General features: G+C 70.3%; 14 protein-coding genes and 1 pseudogene. 8 read left to right on the forward strand and 7 right to left on the reverse strand.

Annotation, left to right across the window (positions count from 1 at the left end; all coding sequences use genetic code 11):
* Positions 1-96 precede the first annotated feature (96 nt).
* From ACIBAD_RS33530 to ACIBAD_RS33545, 4 genes are all read right to left on the reverse strand, one after another.
* On the reverse strand, positions 97-1,539 hold the full coding sequence (locus tag ACIBAD_RS33530) for a GH1 family beta-glucosidase (protein ID WP_398910549.1): 1,443 nt from the start codon (positions 1,537-1,539) through the stop codon (positions 97-99).
* 123 nt (positions 1,540-1,662) lie between these two features.
* A complete protein-coding gene (locus ACIBAD_RS33535; RefSeq protein ID WP_398910551.1) occupies positions 1,663-2,556 on the reverse strand; it encodes a carbohydrate ABC transporter permease in 894 nt (297 codons plus the stop codon).
* 4 nt (positions 2,557-2,560) lie between these two features.
* A complete protein-coding gene (locus ACIBAD_RS33540) occupies positions 2,561-3,622 on the reverse strand; it encodes a carbohydrate ABC transporter permease (RefSeq protein ID WP_398910553.1) in 1,062 nt (353 codons plus the stop codon).
* Between the two features lie 118 nt (positions 3,623-3,740).
* Positions 3,741-5,108 carry an ABC transporter substrate-binding protein gene (locus tag ACIBAD_RS33545; protein WP_398910555.1) on the reverse strand — a complete coding sequence of 456 codons (1,368 nt, stop codon included), beginning with the start codon at positions 5,106-5,108 and terminating at the stop codon, positions 3,741-3,743.
* A 428-nt stretch (positions 5,109-5,536) separates the two neighbouring features.
* Here ACIBAD_RS33545 and ACIBAD_RS33550 point away from each other — a divergent pair, with 428 nt between their 5' ends.
* Complete coding sequence (locus ACIBAD_RS33550; RefSeq protein ID WP_398910557.1) at positions 5,537-6,592, forward strand: LacI family DNA-binding transcriptional regulator; 1,056 nt, start codon at positions 5,537-5,539, stop codon at positions 6,590-6,592.
* 262 nt (positions 6,593-6,854) lie between these two features.
* Here the strand turns inward: ACIBAD_RS33550 and ACIBAD_RS33555 are convergent, their stop codons facing one another.
* A complete protein-coding gene (locus ACIBAD_RS33555; RefSeq protein WP_134067459.1) occupies positions 6,855-8,609 on the reverse strand; it encodes a glycoside hydrolase family 6 protein in 1,755 nt (584 codons plus the stop codon).
* Positions 8,610-9,308: 699 nt separating this feature from the next.
* Here ACIBAD_RS33555 and ACIBAD_RS33560 point away from each other — a divergent pair.
* Positions 9,309-12,233 (forward strand): glycoside hydrolase family 48 protein, encoded by a 2,925-nt coding sequence (locus ACIBAD_RS33560; protein WP_134067457.1) that lies wholly within the window; start codon positions 9,309-9,311, stop codon positions 12,231-12,233.
* Positions 12,234-12,362: 129 nt separating this feature from the next.
* Positions 12,363-12,864 (forward strand): annotated as a pseudogene (locus tag ACIBAD_RS33565) (zinc ribbon domain-containing protein); the annotation flags it as partial.
* A gap of 63 nt (positions 12,865-12,927) precedes the next feature.
* Here ACIBAD_RS33565 and araA read toward each other — a convergent pair.
* Together araA and araB are read right to left on the reverse strand one after the other, a co-directional pair.
* Complete coding sequence (araA, locus tag ACIBAD_RS33570) at positions 12,928-14,439, reverse strand: L-arabinose isomerase (RefSeq protein WP_134067455.1); 1,512 nt, start codon at positions 14,437-14,439, stop codon at positions 12,928-12,930.
* An 82-nt stretch (positions 14,440-14,521) separates the two neighbouring features.
* Positions 14,522-16,216, reverse strand: coding sequence for a ribulokinase (gene araB / locus ACIBAD_RS33575; protein WP_398910561.1), 1,695 nt, complete (start codon positions 16,214-16,216; stop codon positions 14,522-14,524).
* Positions 16,217-16,735: 519 nt separating this feature from the next.
* Here araB and ACIBAD_RS33580 point away from each other — a divergent pair.
* The 5 genes from ACIBAD_RS33580 to ACIBAD_RS33600 all read left to right on the forward strand — a co-directional run bounded on the left by ACIBAD_RS33580 (position 16,736) and on the right by ACIBAD_RS33600 (position 22,781).
* On the forward strand, positions 16,736-17,731 hold the full coding sequence (locus ACIBAD_RS33580) for an ABC transporter substrate-binding protein (RefSeq protein ID WP_134067451.1): 996 nt from the start codon (positions 16,736-16,738) through the stop codon (positions 17,729-17,731).
* A 138-nt stretch (positions 17,732-17,869) separates the two neighbouring features.
* Positions 17,870-19,432: a sugar ABC transporter ATP-binding protein gene (locus tag ACIBAD_RS33585; RefSeq protein ID WP_398910563.1), complete on the forward strand. Its 1,563-nt coding sequence runs from the start codon at positions 17,870-17,872 to the stop codon at positions 19,430-19,432.
* Entirely contained in the window at positions 19,429-20,532 is a 1,104-nt protein-coding gene (locus ACIBAD_RS33590) for an ABC transporter permease (RefSeq protein ID WP_398910565.1), read from the forward strand. Before ACIBAD_RS33585 ends, ACIBAD_RS33590 begins: the two co-directional genes overlap by 4 nt.
* Complete coding sequence (gene yjfF / locus ACIBAD_RS33595) at positions 20,529-21,551, forward strand: galactofuranose ABC transporter, permease protein YjfF (RefSeq protein ID WP_398910567.1); 1,023 nt, start codon at positions 20,529-20,531, stop codon at positions 21,549-21,551. Before ACIBAD_RS33590 ends, yjfF begins: the two co-directional genes overlap by 4 nt.
* A gap of 102 nt (positions 21,552-21,653) precedes the next feature.
* Positions 21,654-22,781 (forward strand): aldose epimerase family protein, encoded by a 1,128-nt coding sequence (locus ACIBAD_RS33600; RefSeq protein ID WP_398910569.1) that lies wholly within the window; start codon positions 21,654-21,656, stop codon positions 22,779-22,781.
* The last annotated feature ends 19 nt before the right edge of the window (positions 22,782-22,800 follow it).

The raw sequence follows: 22,800 nt of genomic DNA on the forward strand, positions 1-22,800 counted from the left end.
GTCGCAATCCACACCAGGCCAGAAGGCCCTCACCCATTTCAAGATCCCTCAGCGGAGACCTACATCACCCGTCCACAACCTCCCTGGACAGAACATCTAGGCCTCGCCCGGAGCGCGCAGCTCTCCTGTCCGGGCCACGCGGGAGTACCAGTGCGCACTCGATTTGGGTGTGCGCTCCAGGGTGTCGTAGTCGACGTGGATGGCGCCGAACCGCTTGGCGTAGCCGTAGGACCACTCGAAGTTGTCGAGCAGCGACCAGAGGAAGTAGCCGCGCACGTCCGCCCCGTCCGTGATCGCCCGGTGCACCGCGTCGAGGTGGGCGTGGACGTAGGCGGCGCGCTGCGGGTCGTGGACCGTGCCGTCGGGGCCGACCTCGTCCTCGTACGCCGCCCCGTTCTCGCTGACCAGGAGCGGCAGCCCGGGGTACCGGGCGGCGGTGCGGGTCAGCAGGTCGTACAGGGCGCTCGCGTCGACCGGCCAGCCCATCGCCGTACGTTCACCCGGCGCCCGGTGGAACGCCACGCCCTCCGCTCCGGGCCACGGCGAGTGCTCGCTGTTGCCGTGCCCGTCGTCCTGCGGCACGGCTTCGCCCTCCGCCGCCTGCGAGACGACCGTCGGGGTGTAGTAGTTCACGGCGAGCAGGTCCAGGGGCTGGTGCACCGTCGCGGTGTCGCCGTCCCGGACGAAGGGCCAGTCGGTCAGGTGTGCGGTGTCCGCGAGGAGGTCCTCGGGGTATTCGCCCTCCAGCATCGGTCCGAGCCAGATCCGGTTGCCGACGGCATCGACGCGCCGGGCCGCCTCCCGGTCGTCGGCTGTCGAGGTCAGCGGCCGCACCTCGTGGAGGTTGAGGGAGACCGCGACCCGACCGTCCCCGGGCAGCGCCGCCCGCAGGGCCTGGACGGCGAGGCCGTGACCGAGGTTGAGGTGATGGGCGGCGCGCAGGGCGGCGACCGGGTTCGTACGGCCGGGGGCGTGGACGCCGGAGGCGTAGCCGAGGAACGCGCTGCACCAGGGCTCGTTGAGGGTGATCCAATGCTTCACCCGGTCTCCGAGGGCGTCGGCCACCAGGCCCGTGTACTCGGCGAACCGCTCCGCGGTCGCGCGCTCGGGCCAGCCGCCCGCGTCCTCCAGATCCTGGGGGAGGTCCCAGTGGTAGAGGGTGAGGGCGGGTGTGACGCCGGTGGCGAGCAGTTCGTCGACGAGCCGGCGGTAGAAGTCCAGGCCCTTCTGGACGGCGGGGCCCCGGCCGGTCGGCTGAACGCGCGACCAGGAGACGGAGAACCGGTAGGCGCCCAGGCCGAGTTCCGACATGAGGCGGACGTCCTCGGGGAACCGGTGGTAGTGGTCCACGGCCACGTCACCGGTGTGGCCTTCGAAGACCTTGCCGGGGGTGTGGGAGAACGTGTCCCAGATGGACGGGGTCCGGCCGTCCTCTCGGGCGGCGCCCTCGATCTGGTACGCGGCGGTGGCCGTGCCCCACAGGAAGCCGGGAGGGAAGGTGCGGGTGGCCGTGAGTGGCCGGGTCTCGGACGCGGTCATGAGAGAGCGCTCCCAACGCGGGTTCGGATGAAGTGGTGCCGGAGAAATCGGGCCGGGCGAAGCGGTGGCGGAAGGCGGGGTGTGCGAACAGACCGGGGGGTCGGCCGTGCCCGACGGACGCCGTCAGTTCTTGACGGCGCCGGCGGTGATGCCGCCCACGATGTGCTTGCCGAGGACGGCGAAGACCAGCAGCAGCGGCAGCGTGGATATGAGCGCGCCGGTCAGAACGACGGCCTGGTCGACGGTGTGGTTTCCCGCGCCGAGGCCGGCCAGGGCGACCTGGAGGGTGGGGTTCCCGTCGGGGGTCAGTGCGATGAACGGCCAGAAGAAGTCGTTCCACGCCTGCACGAAGACGAGCATTCCCAGGACCGCCATCGCGGGCCGGGCGACCGGGAACACCACGTGCCAGATGATGCGCAGGCTGTGCGCGCCGTCCATCCGCGCCGCCTCCACCAGCTCCACGGGCAAGGCCTCGATGAGGTACTGGCGCATGAAGAACACGCCGAAGGCGGCGACCAGCGAGGGCAGGACGACCGACTGGAGCTGGTCGACCCAGCCGAGGTCGGTGATGATCTGGTAGAGCGGGATCACACTGAGCTGCGGCGGGATCGTCATGGTGGCCACCACGAGCGCCAGCAGCGCGCCCTTGCCCCTGAAGGCCAGTTTGGCGAAGGCGAAGCCGGCCAGGGTGGAGAACAGGACGGTGGACAGGGCCACGAGCCCGGCCACGATCGTCGTGTTGACCAGCGCCTCGCCCATGTCGACCTGGTTCCAGGCGAAGGAGAGGTTGTCGAACAGCCGGGGGCCGGGCAGGAGCGGGGCCGGAGCCTTGACCACGCGCTCGCCCGCATGGGAGGCGGCGACCAGGTTCCAGTACAGGGGGAAGAGGGAGACCAGGGCGGCGAGGCCGAGCAGGACGTAGGTCAGCGGTCCGGCGTGGTGCTGGCGGCCGGCCGACGGGCGAAGGCGCCTGGCACGCGGCGCCCCGGCGGCGGTCGTGTCGAGTGTGCGGCTCATGGGTTCAGCTCCCCGCCTTCGTGCGAATGCGCCCGGCGCGGTTGCGGTTGCGGTCGCCGTTGCGGCGGCTGCGGTTCGAGCGGGAGACCAGAGCTTGGAGGCCGCCGATGAGCAGGAGGAGCAGGAGCATGACCCAGGCGATGGCGGAGGCCTGGCCCAGCGCGCCGGTCACCCAGCCCTTCTCGTACATGAGCAGGCTCAGCGTCTGGAACTGGTTTCCGCTGCCGCCGCTGACGCCGACACTGCCGCCGAAGAGCATCGGCTCGCCGAAGAGCTGGGTGGCCCCGATGGTCGAGACGACGACCGTGAACAGGATCGTCGGCCGGATCGAGGGGATGGTCACGCTGAGGAACTGGCGCCAGCGCGAAGCCCCGTCCAACGCGGCCGCCTCGTAGAGGTCCTGGGGTACGGCCTGCATCGCGGCCAGGTAGATGAGGGCGTTGTAGCCGGTCCAGCGCCACGTCACGATCACCGAAATGGCGATCTGAGCAGGCCACTTGGAGGACTCCCAGGCGACCGGCTCGAAGCCGGCCCAGCCCAGCGCCGTGTTGATCAACCCGTAGTCGGTGTTGAACAGCTGCGCGAAGACGAGCGTCGCCGCCGCGATCGAGGTGGCGTACGGGGCGAGCACCGCCACGCGGAAGAAACCGCGGCCGTGGAGTTTGTAGTTGAGCAGGTGGGCCAGGCCGAGGGCCATCAGCAGCTGGGGAACGGTGGAGATCACGCCGATGGTGAAGGTGTTGGCGAGGGCGTTCCAGAAGAACTCGCTGCTCGCCAGGGAGGTGTAGTTCTCCAGACCCTTCCACTGCGCGCTGCCGCCGAGTTCCACCCGGTGGAGCGAGAGCCAGCCCGTGTAGATCAGGGGGAAGAGTCCGAAGGCCGCGAAGGTGAGGAAGAAGGGGGCGAGGAAGACGTAGGGGACCGCCTTCAGGTCCAGGCGGTAGAGCGTGCTGCGCAGTCCGCCCCGGCCGGAGGGCCGCTGCTCGCGGGAGCCGGGGCTGGGGGCCGGGGGCTGTGCGGCGGGCGGCGGGGAGCCGCCACTGGTCGCCCGTACGGAGGTGGCCACGGGGGCGTCCTTCCAGGTCGATGCGTGCGGTGGTGCGGTGGAGCGGTCGGCGACGGCCCGCCGCCACCCGCGGGGAGGCGGGTGGGAGGCGGGTGGGGGCGGGCCGCCGCGTGCCCCGCTACTTGTCGATCTTGTCGGCGACCAGCTTCCTGACGTTCTCCCAGGCCTTCGCCGGGTCGGTGCCGCGCTGCTCGATGTCGAGGATGCCGTTGTCGGTGAGGAAGGTCTTCACCTGGCCGTCCCAGCGGCTGATCGGGGCGGGCGTGATGCCGGCCGCGGCTTCCGAGTAGATCTTGCCGACCGGGGTGTCTCCGAAGTACGGCAGCTTCGCGTCCTGCACCGCCGGAGAGCTGAGGGTGTCCTTGGAGGAGGGGATGTTGCCGTTCACGGCGAAGACCTTGGCGTGCTGGGCCGGAGCGGTGAGCCAGGCGGCGAGTTCGGCCGCCTCCTTGGTGTGCTTCCCCGACTTCGGGACGGTGAGGAAGGAGCCGCCCCAGTTCCCGGCCACGGGCGGTGCGGCGATGTCCCACCTGCCCTGGTTCTCCGGGCCCGCCTGCTCCTTGATGATGCCCGTCATCCAGCTCGGGCAGGCCACGGTGGCGAACTTCGAGTTCTTGAAGGCCGCGTTCCAAGTGCCCTTCTCGTCGAACTGGCGCAGCTTCGCGGTCAGTTCGCCCTTCGCCGCCGCCACGGCGGTGTCCCAGGCCTTCTTCACGCCAGGACTGTTCTCGTAATCCAGCTCGCCCTTGGCGTTGGCGTACTGCACCGGCTCGCTGGAGATCACGGCGTTGAACAGGCCGCTCGCGGAGTCGTGGAAGGAGGTCCCCTCGGGAGCGCTCTTCTTGTACGCCTCGCCGGCCTGGATGAACTTCGCCCAGTCGCCCGCCCAGAGCTTGGCGACCTCCGTGCGATCGGTCGGCAGTCCGGCCTTGGCGAAGAGGTCCTTGTTGTAGCAGATGGCCATCGGGCCGATGTCCGTGCCGAGGCCGATGACCTTGCCGTCGCCCGTCGTGGCCTGCTTGACCTTCCAGTCCAGGAACGCGCCGAGGTCCGCGCCGCCCGTCTTGCCGAGGTCGGCCCACTTGCCGGCCATGGCGGGCCCGGTCGCCTCCGCGATGTAGCCGACCTCCAGGGCCTGGATGTCCGCGAGACCGCTGTCGCGGGAGAGTCGCAGCTTGAGGGTGTCCCAGTACTTCTGCCCGTCCGCGACGTTCGATTCTTCGATCTTGATGTTCGGGTGGGCCTTCTCGTACTCGGCGTAGAGCTTGGCCCCGGTCGCGTCGTCGTAGCCGAAGGAACCGAAGGTACCGATCCGCAGCGTGATCTGCTCGCCGCCGGCCGCGCCGTCGCCCTTGCTCTTGTTGCTGTCGCCGTCACCGCCGCAGCCGGTGAGCAGGGCCGTACCGGTCGCCAAGACGGCGACCGCGGCGACCGCGTTGATCACGGTGCGGCGTCCGCGTCCGCGTCTGCTGCTGGAAGTGCGCATTCCACTCTCCTCGTCCAAGGTGGTGCTCGTTGTGCGCCATGGGGTCCGGCGGGCTGTTCGCGGCTCGGCCAGGGCCCGCCCGGACCCTGATGTGAGGGCCGTTGTCGCACCCCTTGATGGGAGCGCTCCCACGTCGATGCCGGAAGGTTGCTGCCTGGCGGGTGCGGGTGTCAAGAGATGAACGCGAATTCATTACACGGGGCCTCGGACCCGGACTGCTTCCTTCTCCGGCGCGCTGCCCGCGTCAGGTGGTGAACGCGACGGTGGTGGCAGGAGGGGATGGGGAGTACTGTGGGAGCGCTCCCACCCCGAGTCGGCGTAACGTGTCCCACGGCTGCGGGGCGGGTGCACCGTCCTGCTTGCCTGATCAGCAAGCCGGGCCCGCGCCCGGTGCGGAGTGCGATGGCACACGAGGGGAGTTCAAGAGCGTGAGCGGACGGCAGAGCGGCAGCAGGCCCACTCTGGAAGAGGTCGCGGCCCTGGCCGGTGTCGGCCGGGGCACGGTCTCCCGGGTCATCAACGGTTCGCCGCGGGTGAGCGAGCGGGCCAAGGACGCCGTGGCCCGGGCCGTCGCAGAGCTGGGGTACGTGCCCAATCAGGCGGCCAGGGCGCTCGCCGGCAGTCGTACCGACGCGGTGGCCCTGGTCATTCCGGAGGCCGAGGCCCGGCTGTTCTCGGAGCCGTACTTCCTCGACCTGATCCGCGGGGTCAGCGCCGAGCTGGCCGAGGCGGACAAGCAGCTGCTGCTCACCCTCGTCCGGACCGAGGCCGAGCGGCAGCGGTTCGAGCACTACCTGGCGGCCCAGCGGGTCGACGGCGTGCTCCTGGCATCGGTCCACGGGAACGACCCGCTGCCCGACCGGATCGCGCGGCTGGGCCTGCCGGTCGTCATGAACGGGCGGCGTTCGGAGGCCGAGCCGGTGGCCTATGTGGACTCCGACAACATCGGTGCGGGACGGGCTGCCGTCGCCCACCTCGCGGGACGCGGCCGATCCAGGATCGCGACCATCAGCGGGCCGCTGGACATGTACGTGGCCCGCGCCCGTCTGGGCGGCTACCGCGCGGGTCTCGCCGAGGCCGGAATCAAGCCCGACGAGTCGCTCGTGGCGGCCGCGGACTTCACCGAGGAGGGCGGCCGGCTCGCGATGCGCGAGCTCCTGGAACGCGCCCCGGGCCTGGACGCCGTCTTCGCTGCCTCTGACGTGATGGCGGCCGGCGCGCGCGGCGTGCTGCGCGAGGCCGGCCGGCGGGTCCCCGAGGACGTCGCCCTCGTAGGGGTCGACGACTCCCCGGTGGCCCGTCTGATGGACCCGCCCCTGACCAGCGTGCGCCAGCCCATCGAGGAGATGGGCCGCACGATGACCCGGCTCCTGCTCCGGAAGATCGCGGAGGGGTCCCGAGCCGGTGCCGCCCCGAAGCAGGGCAACGGCGAGGAGCCGCGCCGTGTGCTCCCGACGGCACTGGTCGTGCGGGATTCCTCCTGAACCGCTTCGGGGGGCCGGCCGGGCAGCAGCCCCGCAGCACCTCGGTAGCAAGCGTCCTGCCCGAGCGGCGTCGTGGTGATCGACAAGGCGGTGTCCTCCGCGGCCGCGGTGACCTGGGCGGCCGGCCGGTCGTCCTGACGGCAGTTGGGCGTCAGAGGCGGACGAGGCCTCTCGGAGCCGGTTCCTTCCGAGGATGCCGAGGCCCGGAGCCCTGCGGAAGGGAACGCTTCCGCAGGGCTCCGGGCTCGTCAGCCGCCCTGCGTCACAGCGCCGGGTAGGCGTTCTTCATGAGCTCCTGGAACTGGGCGGAGAACCACTGGCCGGCGAGCGGTGCGTTCGGGAGGGCTCCCGACATGCTGTTGCCGTTGCGTACGTTGCCCGTGTAGGTGGGGTCGCACATCCGGTCGAAGCCCTTGCCCTCGTTGTTGGGGATCTCCTTGCTCGCCCCGTCGGACTCGCCCGGCGGCTTGATCCACACGTAGGCGTCGATGCCGGGGGCCGGGGCCGCCTGCGGTCGTTCGCCGAGTCCGGCGCCGGACTGGTTGCACCAGTTGCCGAGGTGGATGCGCCGGTCGTAGCGGCCGCCGTTGACGTAGGTGTCCACGCTCGTCAGCGCGCCGGGCCCGGTCGGCCGGGCCGTGCCGCCCCAGCCGTTGCGGGAGGTGTCGATGAGCATGCCGATGTTGGCGTCGAAGCCCAGGGAGACCAGCTTGGTCCGCATGCCCTGGGCATAGGACAGTTCGTCGGTGTAGCGGTTCCAGTCGACCCACTTCGACTGGCGCACGGAGGTGCCGTTGACGGAGTCGTCGATCTTGAAGTTGTCCTCCTTCAGGGCGCTGTAGTTGGCGGTGTTGACGACGAAGCCGTGCACGTTGGAGAGCGTGGAGCCCTCGGCGGTCGCGGCCTGCTTGAACATCTCGGCGGAGGCGCCGAGGTTGTCGTCCCAGCCGAGCCAGCCGTGATGGCCGGCGTCGACGTAGTTGTAGACGTTGGCGATCGACCCGAGCTTGTTCAGGGCGTAGCCGACGCCCTTGATGTAGTTGCCGTTGGTCTTCATGACGTCGCAGTTGGCGGTCGCGGTGGGGCGGCCGGAGACGTTGGTGACCAGGTTCGGCAGTGAGTCGATCTCGACGGTGGTGACGATGCGCAGCCCCGCATATTTGGGTTCGGCGAGGATCGCGGCGATCGGATCGATGTACTGGGTCTTGTACTTGTCGATCTCGGTGGGGCCCAGTTCGCCGTTGGAGGCGAGCGCGGAGCAGTCCCGTCCGGGCAGGTTGTAGATCACGAGCTGGACCACGAGTTCGCCGCTGCCCTTCTGTGTCAGGGCCGCGTTGAGGTGGTCGCGCAGGCCCATCGTGCCGCTCGTGCCCGTGACGAGGGCGATGCGGTCCAGCCATACGGCGGTGGGCTGGTTGGACACCCTGCTGCCGCCCGGCTCGGCGGCGGCATGGGCGGACCACTCGGGGTTCACGTACATCTTGGCGCCGGCGTAGGGGTTGTCGACCTTGCCGCCGGTGGGCGGAGGCGTGGTCGGCGGCGTCGTGGGCGGGGTCGTCGGGGGTGTGGTGGGGGGCTGGGTCGGGTCGGGGGCGCCGTTGCAGGTGACGCCGTTGAGCTTGAAGGTCGCTGGGACGGCGTTCGTGCCGGTGTGCGAACCGTTGAACCCGAAGGAGGTCGAACCGCCCGTGGCCAGCGACCCGTTGTAGGACATGCTCTTCGCGGTCACCGCGGCACCGGACTGGGTGATGGTGGCGTTCCAGCCCTGGGTGACCTGCTGGCCGTTCGCGTAGGACCACTCCAGGGTCCAGGAGGCGACCGGGTCGCCGGTGTTGGTGACGATCACGTTGGCACCGAAGCCGGTGTTCCACTGGTTCGAGATCTGGTACTCGACCTTGCAGCCGGCGGTGGCGGCGCCGGCGCCGGCGCCGGTACCGAACGCCGTGGCGGTGGCGCCGGCGGCCGTGACGAGACTGAGGGCCGCCAGTAAGGCGGTGCGGGGGATGGTGCGGCTCATTTCGTGGGTGCCTTTCAGTTCAGGGTGCGCAGGCGGTCGCGCACCCGGTGCCGAATGGGGGAGTGCCGTGGTGCGGAGGGTGTCGCCGTACGGAGCGGGTGCGGTCGTCGGAACCGGGCCGTGGCGCGGTCGATGGTCGCGTGTCCGCAGGTGTGCTCGCCGCTCTCGCCCGCGACCGGGGCCCGGTCCGCGGCCGAGGCGAGGGTGGGGAACGGGTCAGCCCCTGGCTCGGGTCGTTGCAGGCGATCCCGGGGACCGGCTCGGGTCGTTGTGGCGATCCCGGGGACCGGCAGGAGACTGCGGGCCCCGGTCGCATGCACGGCCCCCACCAGGTCCTGCGTGCCGGTGACCCCGTGGCCGATGCCGGCAGGTACCGCCGTCGCGCGAGGTCAGCGCCGCTCCGCCGAGCAGTGCTGACAGGCGCGGGGGTGTCGAGGAGCGAGTCCTGCAGCGAGGTGCGCCCTGACGGCGCGCCGACAGATGGAACCGCTCCCACTGGTTGGGGCCAGACCGTAGCTCCAAGTGCCGCCAAGGAAAAGAGGAGTTGAGTAAATTCCTCGCAGATTGCTTTCGACTCTTCACGCGTCTTGACGTCGTCGCGACCCGTCTGCACAGTGGGAGCGCTCCCACTGGTTCAGTGCTTGTGCCCTGCCGCTCCTCCCATCCCGTCTCCCCCGAGCCGCGAGGAGAACCCTCCGCATGTCGTCGCATCCCCCACCCGGATTCCACTTACGACGCAAACTGCTGACCGCGTCCGCCGCGGCCGTGGCCCTCTCCCTCCCCCTGGGCCTCTCGGCCGTCGGCGCCACCACCGCCGCGGCCGCAGCGGTGCAGTGCAGCGTCGACTACAAGACCAACGACTGGGGTTCGGGCTTCACCGCCGAACTCACCCTCACCAACCGGTCCGCGACCGCTCTCGACGGCTGGAACATCACCTACGACTACTCCGGCAACCAGCAGCTGACCAACGGCTGGAACGGCGTTTGGACCCAGTCCGGCAAGAGCGTCCGCGTCGCGGCCCCGGACTGGAGCAAGACCGTCGCCGCCGGTGCGGCCGTCACGGCCGGCGCCCAGTTCAGCTACAGCGGGACCAACGCCGCCCCGACTTCCTTCGCCGTCAACGGCACCCCGTGCACCGGCGCCCACCAGCCCCCGGTCGCCGTTCTGACCAGCCCCACCGCGGGCGCCGTCTACACGGCGGGTACTCCCGTCCCGCTAGCCGCCACCGCCGCCGCGGCCGACGGCGCCACCGTGGGCAAGGTCGAGTTCTACAGCGACACGATGCTCCTGGGCACGGACACCACGGCGCCCTTCACCCTGGATGCCACCGGCCTCGCGGCCGGTTCCCACTCCCTCTACGCGAAGGCCTACGACAGCCTCGGGGCCTCCGCCGAGTCGGCGCCCGTCGGCATCACCGTCGCCGCCGGCCCCGCGCTCGTCGCCACCCCCGCGCAGCTCTCCGTGCGCCGCGGTCAGACGGGCACCTTCGACCTGAAGCTCTCCCAGCAGCCGACCGCGAACGTCACGGTGGGCGTGGCCCGTACCTCGGGCAACACCGACCTCACCGCAACACCCGCCGCCCTCACCTTCACCCCGGCCAACTGGAGCACCGCCCAGAGGGTGACGGTCACCGCCGGGACCACCGGCAGCGGTTCCGCCGTCTTCACCATGACCGCCCCCGGCCACACGAAGGCCGAGGTGACGGTCGCCGAGCTGGCCGCCGACTCCACGTACGACGCCCGTTTCCTCGACCTCCACGGGAAGATCACCAACCCGGCCAACGGCTACTTCTCGCCCGAGGGCATCCCGTACCACTCGGTCGAGACGCTCATCGTGGAGGCCCCGGACCAGGGGCACGAGACGACCTCGGAGGCCTACAGCTACCTGATCTGGCTGCAGGCGATGTACGGGAAGATCACCGGGGACTGGACCAAGTTCAACGGTGCGTGGGAGACCATGGAGAAGTTCATGATCCCCACCCATGCCGACCAGCCGACGACCGGCTCCTACAACGCCTCCAAGCCCGCCACCTACGCACCCGAGCACGACCTCCCCTCGCAGTACCCGGCCAAGCTCGACGGAGGAGTCGCCCCCGGCGCGGACCCGATCGCCGGCGAGCTGAAGAGCGCGTACGGCACGGACGACATCTACGGCATGCACTGGCTCCAGGACGTCGACAACGTCTACGGCTACGGCAACGAGCCCGGAAAGTGCTCCGCGGGCCCGACCGCGACCGGGCCCTCGTACATCAACACCTTCCAGCGCGGACCCGAGGAATCGGTCTGGGAGACGGTGCCGCACCCCACCTGCGACAGGTTCGCCTACGGCGGCAAGAACGGCTACCTCGACCTCTTCACCGGGGACGCCTCCTACGCCAAGCAGTGGAAGTTCACCGATGCCCCGGACGCCGACGCGCGGGCGATCCAGGCCGCCTACTGGGCCGACGTCTGGGCCAAGGAACAGGGCAAGGGAACGCAGGTCACCGCGACCGTCTCCAAGGCGGCGAAGATGGGCGACTACCTGCGGTACTCCATGTTCGACAAGTACTTCAAGAAGGCCGGGAACTGCGTCGGCCCGACCGCCTGCCCCGCCGGCACCGGCAAGGACAGCGCGCACTACCTGATGTCCTGGTACTACGCCTGGGGCGGCGCCACCGACACCTCGGCCGGCTGGTCCTGGCGGATCGGCTCCAGCCACGCGCACAGCGGCTACCAGAACCCCCTCGCCGCCTACGCGCTCAGCGAGTACGCCCCGCTGAAGCCCAAGTCGCCGACCGGCGCCACCGACTGGGCGACCAGCCTCGACCGGCAGCTGGAGTTCTACCGCTGGCTCCAGTCCGACGAGGGCGCCATCGCGGGCGGCGCCACCAACAGCTGGCAGGGGCGCTACGCACAGCCCCCGGCCGGGACCCCCACTTTCCACGGCCTCTTCTACGACGAGAAGCCGGTCTACCAGGACCCGCCGTCCAACCAGTGGTTCGGCTTCCAGGCCTGGTCCATGGAGCGGGTCGCCGAGCTCTACGAGCAGACGGGCGACGCGGGCGCGAAGGCCCTGCTCGACAAGTGGGTCGGCTGGGCCCTGTCGAAGACCACGATCAACCCCGACGGCACCTACCGGATCCCCTCCACCCTCAAGTGGTCCGGTGCCCCCGACACCTGGAACGCCTCGGCGCCCGGCGCCAACGCGGGCCTGCACGTCACCGTAGCCGACTACACCGACGACGTGGGCGTGGCCGCCGCATACGCCAAAACCCTGACCTACTACGCCGCGAAATCCGGGAACGCCGAGGCCAAGCGGGTCGCCAAGGCACTGCTCGACGGCATGTGGGCCCACCACCAGGACCCGCTGGGCCTCTCCGTCCAGGAGACCCGGACCGACTACAAGCGCTTCAACGACCCGGTATACGTCCCCGGTACGTGGACCGGGGTGATGCCGAACGGCGACAAGGTCAACTCCTCGTCCACCTTCGCCTCGCTCCGCTCCTTCTACAAGGACGACCCGGCCTGGCCGAAGGTCGAGGCCTACCTCGCCGGCGGCGCCGCGCCCGTCTTCACCTACCACCGGTTCTGGGCCCAGGCGGACATCGCCCTGGCCATGGGCTCGTACGCGGAGCTGCTCGAATAACAGAGCGCCCCGCCCGGAGACGGCTCCGCGTACGACGAGGCCGGGCAGGCCCTCAGGGCCCGCCCGGCCTCCACGCGTCGCCGTGACGACAGCGCCGGTGGTTGACGGGGCCGGGCGTGCCGGTACACGGCCAAGGCGCCGGCGGACGTCAGGGAGAGGCTGCCGGTGCGTGGGCGGGCGGGGATGCCGCGGCCGAAGAAGGAGCGTGAGGCGCGGCCTACGTCGAACTACACGCGGCGCGGTTTCCGTATCAAGGACGGCCGTCTCCATCTGGCCGGCGGGAACGTGTTGAGCGTGGTGTGGTCGAGGGACCTGCCCGCGCTCCCGTCCGGCGTCCGCGTGTACCGGGATGCCGTCGGCCACTGGTACGCCACCTTTGTGATGCCGGCCGGGACGGAGCCGCTGCCCGCCACCGGACGTGTGATCGGCGTCGACTGGGGTGGGCGGGAGACCGCGACCACGACATCCGATGGACTGCGCGCAGTGCGGAGCGGGAGCCAAGCACGCACTCTCCCTCTCGACGAGAACGTATACGTGCACCGCGTGCGGAGCGGTGTCCTCCAGAGACAGGCGCTCCGCCCGCGTGTTGCTCGTCCGGGCCGGTCTCAACCCGCCTAGCGCTGACCTTGTAAGCCACCTGCAAGGTGCCAGGCGAAGTGAGCTGGGAATCCCCCGCCTTCAGGCGGGGGAGGTTTCAAAGTCCCAGTGCGAGCCGGTGGTATGCCTGGTTCCAGCGGAGATCGCGCCGGAACGTCTTCGGGGTGGTGGTCTCGTCGATGAGTGCGAGTTCCGTGCGGAGCATCTCGGCCAGGTCGTCGAGGTGGTCGGAGGTGAGGGCGGTGCTGAGGACGGTGTGGTGCGGGCCTCCGGCCGTCAGCCAGGATTCGGTGGAGGTCCGCAGGTCGGGGCGGGGCCGCCAGACCGCGCGGGCGACGGGCAGGGCGGGCAGCGGGTGAGGGGGTGCCACCACGTCGATGTCATTGGCGATCAGGCGGAAGCGGTCGCCGAGGTCGGCGAGCCCGACCACCACGGCCGGCCCGGGGGCCGCGTCGAACACCAGGCGCACCGGGTCCTCCCGCCCGCCGATGCCGAGGGGGTGGATCTGACAGCTGGGCCTGGCGGTCGCGATGGTGGGGCAGACTTCCAGCATGTGCGCACCGAGGATGAGCTCGTTGCCGGGCGTCATGTCGTAGGTGTAGTCCTCCATGAAGGACGTGCCGCCCGGGAGACCGGTGGCGGCCACCTTGAGGGCGCGCAGCAGGGTGGCGGTCTTCCAGTCGCCCTCTCCTCCGAAGCCGTAGCCCTGGGCCATGAGCCGCTGGACCGCGAGCCCGGGCAGCTGGCGCAGTCCGCCCAAGTCCTCGAAGTTGGTGGTGAAGGCCCCGAAGCCGCCCGTTTCGAGGAAGGTGCGCAGGCCGGCTTCGATGCGGGCCCCGTAACGCAGCGAGTCGTGCCGTTCGCCGCCCGGTCGCAGTTCCGGCGCCAGGTGGTACAGGTCCGCGTACTCCTCGACGAGGGAAGCCACCTCGCTCTCGTCCGCGCTGTCGACGACCTCCACCAGGTCGTTGACGCCGTACGTGTTGACGGAGACGCCGAAGCGCAACTGGGCCTCGACCTTGTCGCCCTCGGTGACGGCCACGTCGCGCATGTTGTCGCCGAAGCGGGCGACCTTGAGGGTGGCCAGTTCGGATCGCGCGGCGGCCGCCCGCGCCCAGATCGCGACGCGTGCGGTCGTGACCGGATCGCTGACGTGGCCGGCCACGGTCTTGCGGGGGACGCCGAGACGGGCTTGGACGTGCCCGAACTCGCGGTCCCCGTGGGCGGCTTGGTTGAGGTTCATGAAGTCCATGTCGATGGTTTCCCAGGGCAGGGCCACGTTCGACTGGGTGTGGAGGTGCAGCAACGGCTTGCGCAGCGCGTCCAGTCCGGCGATCCACATCTTGGCCGGCGAGAAGGTGTGCATCCAGGCGATGAGGCCGATGCACCGCTCGTCGGCGTTGGCGTCGAGGCATATCCGGCGGATGGCGTCGGCGTCGGTCAGGACCGGCTTCCATACGACACGTGCGGGAATGCCGGAGACGTCGGCGAGGGTGGTGGCGATCTGCAGGGACTGTTCGGCGACCTGCTTCAGGGTCTCCTCCCCGTACAGTCCTTGGCTGCCCGTGAGGAACCAGATTTCCTGGGCGGGAGATGTTCGGCTGGGCACATGGACTCCTGAAGGTGACGTCCCGCGACGGGGGTGAAGGCGGCGGGCGGGTGGGGAAGTGGTTGCGAACAGCGGGGCGGGGTCAGCCCCCGGTGTGGGCCGTGTGGCGGATGCTCCTCAGCCGGTGCAGCAGGCCGCCGACGGCGAAGTGGTCGTGCAGGAGCCGGTATTCGGAGAAGAGGGCGTCGTAGGCGTCGGCCCGGGAGGCGTCGGGCGTGTAGACGGCGGGCAGGCGGCGGCCCATGGCGGCGGTGGCCGTGCGCACGTCCGCGTGCGCGCCGGCGGCTACGGCGGCGTGGATGGCCGACCCGAGGGCGGGGCCCTGGTCGGACGCGGCCAGGGAGACGGGGCGGCGCAGCACGTCGGAGTAGATCTGCATCAGCAGTTCGTTCTTGGCCAGTCCGCCGGCGACGATGAACTCGTGCACCGGCACGCCGCCGGTCTCCAGGGCCTCCACGATGACGCGGGTGCCGAAAGCGGTGGCTTCGAGCAGCGCGCGGTAGACGTCCTCGGGGCGGGTCGCGAGGGTGAGGCCCACGATGACGCCGGAGAGGTGGTGGTCGACGAGGACCGAACGGTTGCCGTTCAACCAGTCGAGGGCGACCAGTCCGTGTCCGCCGACCGGCTGGCCGGCGGCTTTGCGGGTCAGCAGGGTGTGCAGGTCCTCGCCGCGGTCGGAGGCCTCGGTGAGGTAGTCCGACGGGACGCCTTGGTCCAGTACCCAGGCGAAGATGTCGCCGACCGCGCTCTGGCCGGCCTCGTAGCCGTAGGTCCCCTCGACGATCCCACCGGCCACCACACCGCAGATGCCGGGTACATCGGCGAGGACGGGGGCGTTCACGACGTGGCAGGTGGAGGTCCCCATGATGGCGAGCAGCTGCCCGTCCTCGACGGCCTGGGCCGCCGCCGCGGTGACATGGGCGTCGACGTTGCCCGCGGCCACGGCGATGCCGGGGCGCAGCCCCGTCCACGCTGCCGCCTCCGTACTGAGCGAGCCCACTCGTGAGCCCAGCGCGGAGAGGGGGAATTCGAGGCGGGTGCGCGCGAAGTCGGCGAACCGGGGGTTCAGCGCGGCCAGGTACTCCTCGCTCGGGTAGGCGCCGTCCTGGTGGATGCCCTTGTAGCCGGCCGTGCAGGCGTTGCGGGACTCGGATCCGGTGAGCTGCCACACGATCCAGTCGGCGGCCTCGATCCACCGTGCGCAGGCTTCGTAGACGAGCGGATCCTCCTCCAGGACCTGCAGGGCCTTCGCGAACTGCCACTCGGCGGAGATCCGGCCGCCGTAGCGGGCGATCCATTTCTCCCCGCGGGCGTGGGCGAGTTCGTTGATGCGGTCGGCATGCGGCTGGGCCGAGTGGTGCTTCCACAGCTTGGGCCACGCGTGCGGCCGCCCGGCGAGCTCGGTCTCGGCGAGGGGGGTCCCGTCAGCCAGCGTGGGCAGGACGGTGCAGGCGGTGAAGTCGGTGGCGATGCCGATCACCGCGGCGGGGTCGATCCCGGCCGCCGCCACGGCTTGCGGGACGGCGTGTCGCAGTACGTCCCGCCAGTCCTGCGGGTGTTGCAGGGCCCAGTCCGGAGGCAGGAGCGCACCACCGTGCGGCAGGTGGCGGTCGATGACGCCGTGCCGGTAGACGTGGACCGCCGCGGCCAGCTCCTGACCGTCGCGAACCCGCACCACCACGGCGCGGCCCGACAGCGTGCCGAAGTCGACGCCGACCGTGTACTGCTCCGATTCCTCGGAATACGGGGTGGGCGCGAGGGGACGGGGTGAGGTCAACGGAGTGCCTTTCGAAGGAGCCGCGGGGCGGCAGGCGGCGGCCCGGCAGGCGGCGTTGCCGCCCGCGATCGCGGCGGTCGGCCGGGTGGCGGGTGGTCCAATGCAATACATTGTGAGCGCTAACAATGTCGATAGGCAAGGGGCCTGCGCGGATCACGTTGAGCTCCATCGGCGCACTGGCCTCCGTATACGGCGGCCCGGATCGATCTGCCGTCGATGTGGCGCGGGTTGCGCCTCCCATCCGGGTGGTGAGGCCGGTGGCATCGCGAACGGATTGAAGCCCGCCTCGCTGCCGCACCCGGGGGTAACGGGGAGGTAACGTGCGCAAGGGGGTTGAGAACCTGGCTTGTTAGCGCTCACAATGCCACGGTGCCCCCTCAAGGGGGTCCCTCTCCTGCCGACCCGGACGCCGGCCCCCCGGCAGCCGTGCACCGCGGCACTCCTGGGACTCCTGGTCGGCAAAAGCCCGGCCCCGGCCGTGCGGCGCCTCTTCCTGTACACCCTGAAAGGACACCCGACATGGCTCGCAGAGCAGTTCTCGTCCTCACCGCAGCCCTTCTCACCTCCTCGTTGACCGCCTGCTCGACCAGCAGCCCCGCCTCCAGCTCCCCCTCGGAGGCCAAGGCGGGAGCCGGCAAGACGATCACGCTCGGCTTCGCCCAGGTCGGCGCCGAGAGCGGTTGGCGCACCGCCAACACCAAGTCCGTCCAGGAGGCGGCGAAGAAGGCCGGGATCACCCTCAAGTTCTCCGACGCGCAGCAGAAGCAGGAGAACCAGATCAAGGCGATCCGCAACTTCATCCAGCAGAAGGTCGACGTCATCGCCTTCTCGCCGGTCGTGGAGTCCGGCTGGGACACGGTGCTGAAGGAGGCCAAGGACGCGGGCATCCCGGTCATCCTCACCGACCGCGCCGTGGACACCAAGGACACCTCCCTCTACAAGACCTTCCTGGGCTCGGACTTCGTCAAGGAGGGCAAGTCCGCGGGCGAGTGGCTGACCGCCGCTTACGCGAACCAGCAGGGCCCGGTCAACATCGTCGAGCTCCAGGGCACCACGGGCTCCGCACCCGCCAACGACCGCAAGGCCGGCTTCGCCGACGCCATCCGCGCCGACGGCAAGTTCAAGATCGTCGCCTCGCAGACGGGCGACTTCACCCGCGCCAAGGGCAAGGAGGTCATGCAGGCGTTCCTGAAGTCCCAGAAGGACATCGACGTCCTCTACGCCCACAACGACGACATGGCCCTCGGCGCCATCCAGGCCATCGAGGAGTCCGGCAAGAAGCCCGGTACGGACATCAAGGTGATCTCGGTGGACGGGATCAAGGACGCCTTCGTCGCGATGACCGAGGGCAAGATCAACGTCGTGGTGGAGTGCAACCCGATGCTCGGTGACCAGCTGATGGAGCTGACCAAGAAGGTCGCGGCAGGGGAGAGCGTGCCGCCTCGCATCGAGACCCAGGAGGGTGTCTTCCCGCAGGACAAGGCCGCGGCCGCGCTGCCGTCCCGGAGCTACTGACGCAGCGGGTTCCGGTGCGGGAGGAAGCCCGGCCCCGGCCGTCTCTGCCGGCTCGGCAGACAAGATCGGAAAGTGACGACCCAGGTGCCTCCACCGTCGGCAGCCCGCTCCACCACCCCACCCATGAGAGGAGGGCGGATGGCATCCCCGTCCACCACCCCGCGGCCCACGGACGCGGGCGGACCGCGACCCGTCCTGGAAGCCCAGGGCATCCGCAAGCAGTTCCCGGGCGTGCTCGCCCTCGACGGAGTCGCCCTGCGGCTCTTCCCCGGTGAGGTCCACGGCCTGATGGGCGAGAACGGCGCCGGGAAGTCCACCTTGATCAAGGTGCTCACCGGTGTCCACCCCGCCGACGGCGGCACCCTCGTGGTCGACGGCCGGCCCCACGCGTTCGCGGACCCCCTCCAGGCGCAGCAGGCCGGAATCAGCACCGTCTACCAGGAGGTGAACCTCTGCCCGAACATCTCGGTCGCCGAGAACATCCTCATCGGGCGCGAACCGCGCCGGTTCGGCCTCATCCACTGGTCCGCGATGCGGCAGCGGGCGGCCGAGCTGCTGACGGAACTGGACCTCGACCTGGACGTCACCAGTCTGCTCGATTCGCATTCGCTGGCGGTACAGCAACTGGTCGCCATCGTCCGGGCGGTGGACGTCTCGGCGAAGGTGCTCGTGCTGGACGAACCCACCTCCAGCCTGGACCGCGAGGAGGTCGCCCAGCTCTTCACACTGGTGCGGCGCCTGCGGGACCGCGGTGTGGCCATCCTGTTCGTCACACACTTCCTCGACCAGGTATTCGACCTCTGCGACCGCGTCACCATCCTGCGCAACGGCCGACTGGAAGGCGAGTACCCCATCGGGGAACTGACGCCGGTGACGCTGGTACAGCGCATGATCGGCGGAGAACTGGCCACCCTCGACCAGCTGTCCGGCCGTGCCCACGCGGAAGCGGCCGTACGGGCGGCCGGCGTGCCGTTCCTCCGGGCGCGACAACTGACCCGCACGGGCTCGATCGAACCGTACGACCTCGACATCCACGCCGGCGAGGTCATCGGGCTGGCGGGGCTCCTGGGTTCGGGCCGCACCGAGGTGGCGCGCCTCCTGTTCGGCGCGGACGGCGCGGACGCCGGAGAGGTGAGCATCGAGGGCGAGAAGGTGGTCCTGCGCACCCCCCGCCACGCCATCGCCCGGGGCATCGCGTTCTGCTCCGAGAACCGCAAGTCCGAGGGGCTGGTGGGCGAGCTCACGGTTCGCGAGAACATCATCCTCGCCCTGCAGGCCGCCCGCGGCTGGACCAGGCCGCTGGCCCGGGCGAAGCAGGACGAACTGGCGCGACACTGGATCGAAGCCCTGGACATCCGGCCCGCCGACCCCGAAGCGCAGGTGCGCCACCTCAGCGGAGGCAACCAGCAGAAGGTGCTGCTCGCGCGTTGGCTGCTGACCGCCCCCCGGCTCCTGATCCTCGACGAACCCACCCGGGGCATCGACATCGGGGCCAAGGCGGAGATCCAGAAACTCGTGGCCCGCCTGGCGGGCGACGGCACCTCCGTGCTGTTCATCTCGGCGGAACTCGAAGAGGTCCTGCGCCTGAGCCACCGCATCGCCGTGCTCCGCGACCACCGCATGGTGGCCACCCTCGCGAACGACGACACCGTCACGCCCGAACGCCTCCTCACGACCATCGCCACCGGAACGGACTCATGACCACCCAGCCCGCCAAGTCCGAGGCGGCCGGAGGAATCGGGAGACGCCTGGCCGGCCACCGCCTGCTGTGGCCCGTGCTCGTCCTGCTCGCCCTGCTCCTCGGCAACCTCGCGTTCCACCACGACTTCTTCTCCGTCCGCATACGCGACGGCCACCTCTACGGCAGCCTCATCGACATCCTGCAGTTCGGCGCGCCCCTCATCCTGGTGGCGCTCGGCATGACCCTGGTCATCGCCACCCGCGGGATCGACCTCTCGGTGGGTTCCACCGTCGCCATCGCCGGCGCCCTCGCCTGCGGGCACATCTCCACTGCCGCGGATCCCGGCAGTGTCACCACCATGCTCACGGCCGTCGCCCTCGCGCTCGGCGTCGCCCTCGTGCTGGGCCTGGCCAACGGGTTCCTGGTGTCCGGGCTGGGAGTGCAGCCCATCGTGGCCACCTTGATCCTGATGGTCGCGGGCCGCGGTGTCGCCCAGCTGATCACCGACGGCCAGATCATCACGGTGACCAGCGCCCCGTACAAGATGATCGGAGGCGGCTACTGGCTGACGTTCCCGTTCGCCGTCCTCCTGGCAGCCGTCCTCGTCGCGCTCACCGCCTTCGTCACCCGCCGCAGCGCACTCGGCATGCTGATCGAGTCCGTCGGCGGCAATCCCGCCGCCAGCCGCCTGGTCGGCATCCGGGCCGGCGGTCTGCTCGCCCTGGTCTACGTCTTCAGCGCGCTGTGCGCCGCCGTCGCCGGGCTGATGATCAGCTCCAACGTCTCCAGCGCCGACGGCAACAACGCCGGCCTGTGGATCGAACTCGACGCGATCCTCGCCGTCGTCGTCGGAGGCACGGCCCTCACCGGAGGACGCTTCTCCGTCGGCGGCACCGTCCTGGGCGCCCTGATCATCCAGACCCTGTCCACCACCGTCTACACCCTCGGTGTCCCACCCGAGACCACCCTCGTCTTCAAGGCCTTCGTCGTCATCGCCGTCTGCCTCGTGCAGTCCCCGGTCTTCCGGGCCAAGGTCCTGCGCCGCAGCAGGACGACCACTCCCCGACCCCACACCGCAGCGGGCGCCGCCCCGCAGCAGCAGCAGGAGGCAGGCGCATGAGTACCGGCATCGCGAGCGCCGCCGCTGGGCTCACCCGCCCCTTCGCGACCGTGTCGCCGCGCACCCGCACCCGTATCCCACTGATCGTCACGGCCGTCCTGCTGGTCGTCATGTTCAGCGTCGGATCGGTGCGCTACGAGGGCTTCCTCTCCGCCCAGGTCGTGCTGAACCTGCTGATCGACAACGGATTCCTCCTGGTCGTCGCGGTCGGGGCGACCTTCGTCATCCTCACCGGCGGCATCGACCTGTCCGTCGGCTCCATGGTGGCCCTGTCGACCATGCTCACCGCCTGGCTGGTCGAGTCGCACGGCTGGCCGCTGGCCGGCGTCATCCCCCTCGTCCTGCTGGTCGGCGCCGCGAGCGGGACGCTCATGGGCTGGATCATCCACACCTTCGAGATCCAGCCGTTCATCGTGACCCTGGCGGGCATGTTCCTCGCCCGCGGGCTCTGCTACACGATCAGCACCGAATCCATCACGATCAGCGACCCCACCACGACCGGAATCGCGCAGACCCGGCTGTACGGCCCGGGGGGCCTGTTCGTCTCGATCCCGGTGGTCGTCGCCCTGGCCGTGCTGGTGATCGCCTTCGTCGTACTGCACCACACGCGCTTCGGTCGAAACGTGTACGCGCTGGGCGGCAACGAGTCCTCCGCACGCCTGATGGGTCTTCCGACCGGCTCCACCAAGATCGCCGTATACGCCGTCAGCGGCCTGTGCTCCGCACTCGGCGGCCTGCTGCTGACCTTCTACATGCTCTCCGGCTACGCCCTCCACGCCATGGGCATGGAACTCGACGCGATCGCCGCCACCGTGATCGGCGGCACGCTGCTGACCGGCGGTTCCGGCTTCGTCCTGGGCACCGCCCTCGGCGTGCTCGTCCTCGGCATGATCCAGACGGTCGTCAACTTCCAGGGCACGCTCAGCTCCTGGTGGACCCGGATCGTCATCGGCGCCCTGCTGCTCGTGTTCATCGTGCTGCAACGTCTGATGAGCGGCCACCGCACCACCACCGACTGACTCCGGCCAGGCCATCAGCCCGTGCCACCGCGGTCGCGCGCCGCGATCACAGCTCGCTTCCCGGCGCGCCCCCCGGTGGACCGATTTCCAGGGACAACCGTCATGGAACACGCATACGAATCCGTCTCCCAGGCCACCGAGCCCAGGCCGACTGCCGCCTGTCCGCGGACGGTCCGCCCCCTGCGCCTGGACGATGAAGGACCGGGGGAGAGGTGGCGGTTCGGCTTCCCCGGACGGGCCTGCGCGGAGGTCCACACGCGCGGCGCCCGCCTCCATTCCCTGATCCTGCCGGACCGCTGGGGCCACACCGCCGACGTGGTGCTCGCCGCCGCCCGCGACCCCGGCGCCTGCGAGGGCTCCGCACGCTACTTCGGCGCGACGGTGGGCCGTTACGCCAACCGGATCGCGCGCGGCCGACTCGTCGTCGACGGCGTCACCCACCGGCTCGCCACGCAGGAGACCGGGCACACGCTGCACGGCGGTCCCGACGGGTTCGACCAGCGCGTGTGGCGGTGCGAACCCTTCCACTCCGTGCACCGTACGGGTGTCCGTCTGTTCTTGCACAGCCCCGACGGGGACCAGGGATTCCCCGGCGCCCTCAACGTCCGCGTCACCTACACGCTGGACCGGGACGACAACCTGACCCTGTCGTACCAGGCGGTCGCCGACGCGCCGACGACCGTCAACCTCACCAACCACGCCTACTGGAACCTCGAAGGGGAGGGGCGCGGCAACGTCCTGGCCCACCATCTCCAGGTCGAGGCCTCCCGCTACACCCCCGTCGACAGCGAGCTGATCCCCGACGGCCCCCACCGCTCGGTCGGCGGCACCCCGTTCGACCTTCGCAGGCCCCGGCGGCTCTCCGACGTACTGACCCGTGCGGATGCGCAACTGGCCCTCGCCGGTGGCGGCTTCGACCACAACTGGGTCCTCGACGGCGCCCGGCGAGCCCGTCCCCGCAAGGCCGCCGTGTTGTACGCCCCCGCATCCGGCCGCCGGATGGAGGTGCTCACCACGGAACCGGGCGTCCAGGTCTACACCGCCCAAGGCCTGACCGGTGACATCACGGGCAAGGCAGGCAAGCCCTACCAGGCCTACGCGGGGGTCGCGCTGGAAACCCAGCACTTCCCCGACTCGCCCAACCGCCCCGACTACCCGACGGTCCTGCTGCGCCCGGGCGAGCTGTACCGGTCCACCACGATCCACAGTTTCACCACGGTCCCCGCCTGAGAGGGGCGGCGCCGGCCGT

The sequence above is a fragment of the Streptomyces sp. NPDC051109 genome, from assembly GCF_044455885.1.
Lineage (GTDB): Bacteria > Actinomycetota > Actinomycetes > Streptomycetales > Streptomycetaceae > Streptomyces.